This is a genomic window from Sulfolobales archaeon (assembly GCA_038897115.1).
In the GTDB taxonomy this organism is placed as follows: Archaea; Thermoproteota; Thermoprotei_A; order Sulfolobales; family AG1; genus AG1.
Genome location: JAWAXC010000093.1, coordinates 1 through 7,991, shown reverse-complemented (window position 1 = coordinate 7,991; position 7,991 = coordinate 1). Strand labels below are relative to the sequence as shown.

Here is a 7,991-nt window from a genome sequence, read left to right as displayed (position 1 = left end):
CCACTCGCCAAGCTCTCTAGCTATTTCATTCTTATAGAGCCAGAGATCCCTATGGGACTCTAGCTTTAGACCCTTCTTAGCAAGGGCATGTGCCTTGATAGCTAGTGCACATGCGCCCCAGATCTTCTCAGACGCCTGCCTCAAATCACCTCTCTCCAGCTCCTTCTCAGCCTGCTCGACTAGGTTAAGAGAAGCCTCTATATACTCTCTAACCTTTTCCCCTGGATCCAAGTCCTTGGTAAGGATCTCTAGAAGATACTCCTCAGGCGTTAAACCGTGTCTCCCAGATTCCCTTTTAAGCATTTCAGCAATTCTCCCCGAGATCACAATAGACATACGTCCAGCCCACTATATACAAAATATAGACACCGCTAATATATCTCCCCCCGCCATTATAACTGAAAGCCTCGCTCCTTTAGAGCGGGGGAGGAGGTTAGTATATATTGCCCTATTAATAGAAGTATATTGGTTCTCATGGTGGGCATATGAAACACGTTATACTGGTTCATGGTGATTGTGATGGCATAATAGCTGGGGCTCTATATGTGAAGCATTTTCTAAGGGATCGATATCCATCAGATATAATCCTCGGATTCACCCAGCCTTGGAGGGCTTCTAAGGAGATTAAGAAGCTATGTAAAGAAGATCAATGTGAATCTCTAACTCTGATTGATATAGCGATAGATAGGGAGGTGTTCTCAATGATTGTTGATATAACTATGAAGGGTATCCCAATCCAGGTAATAGATCATCATGCAACTACAGAGCCCTGGGTGGGGAAGATGAGGGATCTAGGGCTTAAAGTCATATGGGATCGATCCCCATCTACTCCTAGGCTTATGGCCTCTAAGATGAAGCTTCTCCTCAACAACTATGAGTTAAAGCTTCTAAGAATAGCAGACTCCTGCGAAGGCTCTGAAGACGGTGATGATGAGATCAAGGCTATGGCCGATAGTATTAAGCTTGCCATCTCAAGAGACCCAAGCGATCTATCTTTTATGAGGGAGCTCTTCGACGCTATGATCCTAAATAGAGATCTATCTTCGATAGCCTCCCTAGAGAAAAAAGCATATGTTGGGAAGATGTTATTGAATAAGCTGATTGAGAGAGCTATACAGAGGGGTGAGGATCTTGGGGATGTATTGATCTCTTATATGCAACCCTCGGAATCAAGACTCTTCGCAGGTCTTTTCGGAATAGCTTCAACAGAGCTTAGTAAGAAGCTGAAGAAGGATATAGTAATGATTAGGGATGAGGAGACAAAGATAGTTGTTACTGTGAGATCCTCTAGGGGGAGGGCTCTCCAATACTGCAAAACCCTTGTAGAAACACTGGGTGGGGGTAAATATGGGGGGCATAAGGAGGCTGCATCAGCAACGCTGGCTAAGAGAAGCATTAATGATATATTAGTAGCTGCAAGGGATGCTATATGGGCTCTCCAGAAGGAGAAGAGATCATAGTATTGAGCCCTCCTAACATAGATATTCATAGAGTATCAGATCTCTTCCATAGGAACTCCAAAATATATACCGCTATAATTATAGGTGAGTGTGAGATCCATTACCAAGGTAGGGCTTCTTCTAAAGCCCCTCTAGGCACGAGGATCGTTATATATAAGCCTGATGGCTCGCTCCTAGTTCATGAGGGAAAAGATAGAGATCCTCTTAACTGGCAGCCACCTGGATCCCTCTGCACATCGGAGATAGATAAGGGCTTTCTAGAGATTAGATGTAGCAGTAGAAAATATGGCTATGAACAGGTCATGATAAGATTTGAAAGAATTTTGGCAGCAATCTGGTGCAGGCTCTCAACGAAGGGCCTAGAGATCCATGGCACAGAGAAGGATCTTGTAGAGATGATCTATATGAATCCAAGTGTCATATCACCCAGCGCAAAAGTCATTGGAAAAGAGGTTGAAACCCCCAGCGGAAAGATAGATCTTGTATTAAGGGATGACTCTGGCAATATCTATGTGGTTGAGGTGAAAAACGAGAAAGCTGGAATAAGTGCTGTTAACCAGCTAGATCGATATGTAAAGCATCTAGAATCCATGTATAGCAGATCTCCAAGCGATACAAGGAAAGTTATAGGGGTGCTAGTATCAAGTGGTATAACGAGGAGAGCTAGAGAAGCTCTCATTGAACGGGGATACATCTATATAGATTCAACGGACTTCAAAATTAGCAACATCGGCCAAACGCTTATGAAATATATAAAACACGGATAGCTTAGAAATCTAATGTCAAAATTATTTATGCTCCACATATCTAATAGCTAGCTATACACGATATCTATATACTTTACATAGACATAATATTAATTTTACTATAACTAAAAGCCTCACACCTCAGGGCAAGAAGGAGATCAAATCTTCCCATATCTTTCACTGCTCTGAAGAGAGGCTTTCAGTTATAATGGGAGGTAGAAGCTTTGAATTATTATTTTCTGTTCTGGATTGTGTCTTTCTATGCCATGCTAGGATTTATATCTATCATCCTCATAACTAATTGGAACAGCCCAGGCGATGGGGCACCTGCTGGGCTCAACAGCCACCATGAGCCCATAGAGTACCAAGATCTCTGTGGGCGAGGTGGAACTTCCCACAACTAAACAGAGCAAAACTTAGGAGAAGCGGCTTCTTTATCAATGCCTATGCACATTAAGTGTTAGAGGGTCTAACATAACTAGATATAGAGGGTGGGCCTTTTGTACAGATATCTTCTAAGACTATCCGGCGAGATAGCTCTTAAGGGTAGGTTTAGAGGCGCTCTTGAGCGGATTTTAGTTGGGAATATATCTAAGGTGTTATCTTCGGATATAGTTGATATTAGAAGAGTAGATGGCGGGAGGATCTATGTAGAGGCTAAGAAAGAGGTTTCAGACGTGCTTTCAAGATTCTTCGGGGTTGTGGAGGTTCTAGAGGTTTTTGTTGAAGACTCTAAGGATCTCGATAGACTTGCAAGGAGGGCTAGGGATCTCCTATGTGGTTCTCTTAATGGTAAGAAGTTCGCTGTTAGGGCGAGGAGATCCGGTGTTACGGGCTATACTTCCCTAGATGCTGCAAGGATTATCGGGGGTGCTCTTCTCGAATGCTCAAGCGGGGTTGATCTAGAGAATCCGGATATAGAGGTATATGTAGAGATAAGGGGTGGCTTAGCATATATATCTACATCACTCCTCTCTCGAAGGGGATATGGTGGCCTGCCCCTTGGCTCTTCGGAGAAGGTTCTCTCCCTATTCTCCGGTGGCTTCGACTCCCCAGTAGCGACTTGGATGGCTATGAAGAGGGGATCTCCATCAGATCTACTCCACTATGTTATGGGCTCTCTAGAGAATACAATTAGAGCTCTTAAAGTGGGGGAGGCTCTTATGAAGAAGTGGTCTTTAGGCTATGAGCCTAGGGTATTGCTGGTTGATTTCTCCGACATAGTTTCTGAGATAAGATCTAAGGTTAGGAGGAAGCTATGGCAACCAGCCCTCAGAAGGGCTATGTATGTTGTAGGTGAGATCCTAATGAGAGAGGTTGGTGCAGAGGCTCTTGTAACCGGTGAGGCTGTATGGGAGGCTTCTTCCCAGAGGCTTAGTGCGCTCTATGCCTCTCAGAAAGGTATAGATGCCCTGATCCTGAGGCCTTTAATAGGGTTTGATAAGGTTGATATAATGAGGCTATCAATGGATCTAGGGCTATACGAGCTAAGCTCTAAGGTTGTGGAAAGCTGTTTCATAGGAAGCCCCAACCCTATCCATGTAAATGCTGATGAGCTAGTAAGCGAGTTCTCCAAGATAGATAGAGAGTTGTTTGAGGATGTAGCTAAAAATGCCATAGAGATCAGGTATGAAGATGGTTGGGAGGAGAAGGTAAGATCATCTATGAAGCTATATCAAGATGTTACAATAGATACTATACCAGAAGGATATATAATAATAGATATAACAAAGAGAAAGGGCTCGGGACTTATAAGAGGTTTAGAGGATCTCAATGAAATGCTTAGGAGAAAAGAAAAGATAGTCTTAGTATGTGAGCTGGGCGAGGCTAGCGAGGCATTAGCACGGCATCTAAGAGATCAGGGATATGAGGTATATAGCCTTAGAGGAGGGTATAAGAGGCTCAAAGAGCTATTACAATCAAAAGCTCAGCCCTCTTATAGCTAGGGGTCCTAGTTTCATTGGGCTTTAAGCCCTTCACCTCATTACCCCTATCTAGCTTCCGCACCCGCTTTTCGGAGCCTGTTTTCCTCGAGCGAATACAGAGTCTCATCAAGTATATCCTCCCCCTCACAACTACTCAGTGAGATCATAGTAGCACTCTTGATAATTATTCATAACAGAAGAGCTTATAGGCATTGAGCTATGGAGGAAAGAGTTTGAAAGGTACATAGCATCAGCGCATCTAATAGCATTAAGAACGCTAACACAGTTAATATCAAACAATATAAACCTATATGAAACTAAAACAGCAGCCTTAGGGATGAAGGGATAATATGATTAAGACTAAATGTGAGGCTGAGCTAAATAATAGTTTAGAACATAACCCGTAATTCTCTAGGGAGTGTTCCACTTATTAAAACGGGGAAGAGCTTGGCAGATATATCTAGCACGACCTGCTTTAGAAGTAGGTTTTCGGTTAGCTATAAATCTGAGCAGGTGGAAGCTAATTCCAGTTAGATGATCTAAGCTAGTGGTTGCTTGGATAGTATATGCTGCTTTTATCCCTAACCTTAATCCATACTTCCACGTGGTTCTCGAGAGAGCTTGTCAAGATTTTTGGCATTAACACTTGCTCTATCTGGAAAAGCCCTGCATAGTCATTCATATTAATAGTTATTTTTAGAGGTCTTTCAACCCCCTCTGAGAGCTCGACTGATGTTATGGAGAGTGCTGACATGGCATGCATATCCATCTTCCCCAACTTATATGGAACCCTAGCTCTGCCCTGCGACATATCTGTTCCATCAGCTATTTTTACGATCCCTGCCTCTATGGTTAGACACTTTGTATCATATTCTGTGGCATAGATTATATGCATTATCTCCTGCCTAATAGCTATGATCCTTCTCCCCTTTTCACCAAGTATCTCGGGGAGGATTCTGTTTAGTATATCCTTAGCAAGCATCGCCCCTATGAGCTCGTGATTAGCTCTATGGACAGAGTTGCCTATATCGTGGAGATATGCACCGAGAAGTATAACTAGCCTGGCCTCGTCAAGGCTATACAGAGTTTTATCCCTTACCCCAGTTGGCATGAGCCCTGCTTTGAATAATATATTAGCTATTTCCAACGCCGCCCCAGATACTATTATCGCGTGTGTCTTGCCATGGTCATTATATCTCAGCCTAGATACAGCCATTACATTGCTCATTCTAAGCAGTTCTTGAACCTCTTCATCACTCTCCAAAATCCTTATAGCTTTTGCTAGTAGAGGGCTGTTAGCGATATTTTTCTCGAGAAGCTCCGGACCTACTATAGCCATTGCATATCAGCCTCCTCTTCTACTGAGTGGTTCTTAACCTCTACAATCACTCCTACATATGTTTTTATTGGCATATTGTTATACCCTCTAGGAAGGGTCATTATATATCCACCACTGGTGTGCCATAGCATATATAGTGATTTCTAGGATAATAAGCATAGATTCATTCCTGCTCTGCTATAGCTTTACATGACTGTGTAAAGGTTTATATCCTTAGAACATAGTTTCTATTATGGATGCAGTATAATGATTGTTAAAGATGAGCGCTATATATGCACTACAGCTTTGAGGCTTGTAAAGAAGAATCTAAAATACAGCGATCTACAGGAGGTGCTAGGGATACCAGCTCCTGTGTTGTGGAGATATATAGCAGGTGTTGTAAGGCCTACAAGAGAGAGAGCCTCAGAGATACTTAGAACGCTTATTGAGAAGGGGGTTCTTAGAAGGGTTATTGCTAAGAGGCTCAGGATGGTTGATGGGGATGTTGTTAACATGTATAGCCTTGTATACAGCACTGATATTCTCTGGCTAGCCTCTATAGAGGCTTACTACCACTTCAAAGATCAATATTTAGAGGTTGCACTAACAACGGAGGTCGATGGGATACCTGTTGGGCTTGCTATAGCATCGATGTTAGATCTAGATCTTGTTGTTGCTAAGAGAAGAAAAGAGCTAGGGTTTAGCGAGTTCTATGAAGAAACATATCTCTCAAGAGATCCTCCTAGCTTGGTAACTCTATATGTTCCTAAGGAAAGTCTTCCAAAGGGATCTAGGGTTCTAATTGTAGATGATCTTCTGAGGAGTGGGAGGACCTTAAAGGCCCTAATAAATATTGTTAGACAGGCTAAGGCTGAGGTTGTAGGGATCTTCTCTCTAGTAGCTATTGGTAATGAGTGGAGAGACGTTATAAAAGATCTGAATGTGAGGACTGTTGTGCTTATCAATAGATGATACTATAGACATAGCTGCTGCCTCTTTAGCCTCGGGACTAGCGATAGAGGCATCATCATATCCCAAGCCAGGCAATGTCTCACCCATGGGAGATGCAAAGAATCTCACCCACTGGTTCTTCATAGCTACATCAGCATCGATGGCGATCGAGCTTGAGAGACTTATAAGGGAAGCTGTTTATGGAGACTCTATATGTCCAAAAGAGGGAATTGGGGAAAAGATCTATAGGCTATATATAAGATCATCAAGTATGCAAGGAAGTAGAAATACGCACCTAGGTTTCACCATTTTAATAACACCAATAGCGTTTGCCGTAGGACTTCTGATTAAAGAATCGGGGGAGGCAGGCAGTATGGAGGTTGAGGAGATATTAGATCTATCGTATGAGATAGCTAGAACATGTGGTTCGCCCGATGACTTTAGATGGATATCTAAGGCAATATTAGAGGCTTCACCCTCATATATATTGAAATATATCGGTGAAGGCCCCGATATATATAGTGCTGATAAAACCAGGGCTACATTCTGGGATTTCATAGAGGCTTTCAAAAGACATGATCTGTTATTGAACGAGATCTGGAGTGGATATCCAAGGGCATATCTCTCTTCCAGAATCATCTGTGAGGGTTATCCTTGGAAGCTATATGAGAAGATCTCTATGGCATATATCAGCATTGGAAGCTCGGCTATAGATACCGTTATAGCTAGGGAGAAGGGTTATAAGGTTGCGCTAGATGTTATGAATACCTTTAGAAAGGCATTGGCTATTATTAGCAGCGACTCTAAGCTCTGGCTAAAGTACCTAGAGATCCTAGATAGGGAGTTAAGAAGCAGCGGAATCAACCCTGGATCTATAGCGGATATAGTTGCGGTGGGGGCTAGCCTCTGCATAATAGAGAAAGCTTTAAACCCTAGGTAGAGGCCTTTGGAAGAGATCTTATAGATCCAAGGGGCGATTCCCAAGATACTATGGATTTTATACAGTCCTTCTAAGCTATAGTATGGGCTCATGCTATGTTGAAGGCGATATGCTTATATTCTGCTTAGGGCTTCATATATACAGATAGGAGGAATTGTAACGATGGGATCTGAGGGTTTAATTATAAGGAATGTTAGAGCCTCTATCGAGGGTAAGATCGTGCTTAGAGGGGTTACGCTAGAGATAAAACCTGGAGAGATCCACGCCCTTATGGGGCCTAATGGGAGTGGGAAGAGCAGCCTAGCATACCTAGTCATGGGGCATCCCAAGTACGAGCTTCTCGAGGGAAGCATATTAGTTGATGGGGAGGATATAACGGGTCTCCCACCGGAGGAGAGGGCTAAGAGAGGAGTGTTCCTGGCCTTCCAGACTCCTCCAGAGACTATGGTTAAGACTAGGAATCTCTTGATACATATAGCTAAGATGAGGGGTGTACCATTTGCAAAGGCGATAGAGGTTATGAAGAGGGTTAACCTGCCACAGGAGCTTCTAGATAGATATCTTAATAAGGGCTTCTCAGGCGGTGAGATGAAGAGATCAGAGATAGTCCAGCTATACCTCTCAAACCCGAAATACCCTATACTAGATGAG

At 43.0% G+C, this 7,991-nt stretch carries 8 protein-coding genes; 6 read left to right on the top strand and 2 right to left on the bottom strand.

The window, feature by feature from the left end; translation table 11 throughout:
* Window positions 1-336 (bottom strand): PaREP1 family protein (locus QXE01_10155; protein MEM4971596.1); only part of this gene is annotated, 336 nt, incomplete at its 3' end.
* A 149-nt stretch (window positions 337-485) separates the two neighbouring features.
* On the opposite strand from QXE01_10155, the gene QXE01_10150 reads away from it, so the two are divergent.
* From QXE01_10150 to QXE01_10140, 3 genes are all read left to right on the top strand, one after another.
* Complete coding sequence (locus QXE01_10150) at window positions 486-1,460, top strand: hypothetical protein (GenBank protein MEM4971595.1); 975 nt, start codon at window positions 486-488, stop codon at window positions 1,458-1,460.
* Window positions 1,430-2,227, top strand: coding sequence for an endonuclease NucS (locus tag QXE01_10145; GenBank protein MEM4971594.1), 798 nt, complete (start codon window positions 1,430-1,432; stop codon window positions 2,225-2,227). Before QXE01_10150 ends, QXE01_10145 begins: the two co-directional genes overlap by 31 nt.
* Before the next feature lie 479 nt (window positions 2,228-2,706).
* Window positions 2,707-4,152: a THUMP domain-containing protein gene (locus tag QXE01_10140; GenBank protein ID MEM4971593.1), complete on the top strand. Its 1,446-nt coding sequence runs from the start codon at window positions 2,707-2,709 to the stop codon at window positions 4,150-4,152.
* A gap of 523 nt (window positions 4,153-4,675) precedes the next feature.
* Here the strand turns inward: QXE01_10140 and QXE01_10135 are convergent.
* Entirely contained in the window at window positions 4,676-5,470 is a 795-nt protein-coding gene (locus QXE01_10135; protein ID MEM4971592.1) for an HD domain-containing protein, read from the bottom strand.
* Between the two features lie 246 nt (window positions 5,471-5,716).
* Here QXE01_10135 and QXE01_10130 point away from each other — a divergent pair, with 246 nt between their 5' ends.
* From QXE01_10130 to QXE01_10120, 3 genes are all read left to right on the top strand, one after another.
* Window positions 5,717-6,421 carry a phosphoribosyltransferase family protein gene (locus QXE01_10130; GenBank protein MEM4971591.1) on the top strand — a complete coding sequence of 235 codons (705 nt, stop codon included), beginning with the start codon at window positions 5,717-5,719 and terminating at the stop codon, window positions 6,419-6,421.
* Window positions 6,402-7,340, top strand: coding sequence for a triphosphoribosyl-dephospho-CoA synthase (locus QXE01_10125; protein MEM4971590.1), 939 nt, complete (start codon window positions 6,402-6,404; stop codon window positions 7,338-7,340). The genes QXE01_10130 and QXE01_10125 overlap by 20 nt, the downstream gene beginning before the upstream one ends.
* A 162-nt stretch (window positions 7,341-7,502) precedes the next feature.
* A partial coding sequence (locus tag QXE01_10120) for an ATP-binding cassette domain-containing protein (GenBank protein ID MEM4971589.1) occupies window positions 7,503-7,991 on the top strand: 489 nt, incomplete at its 3' end.

Bases quoted from the DNA above. Each gene is read 5' to 3' on its own strand.
- QXE01_10150 (MEM4971595.1), top strand. From the start codon at position 486: ATGAAACACGTTATACTGGTTCATGGTGATTGTGATGGCATAATAGCT.
- QXE01_10145 (MEM4971594.1), top strand. From the start codon at position 1,430: ATGGGCTCTCCAGAAGGAGAAGAGATCATAGTATTGAGCCCTCCTAAC.
- QXE01_10135 (MEM4971592.1), bottom strand. From the start codon at position 5,470: ATGGCTATAGTAGGTCCGGAGCTTCTCGAGAAAAATATCGCTAACAGC.
- QXE01_10130 (MEM4971591.1), top strand. From the start codon at position 5,717: ATGATTGTTAAAGATGAGCGCTATATATGCACTACAGCTTTGAGGCTT.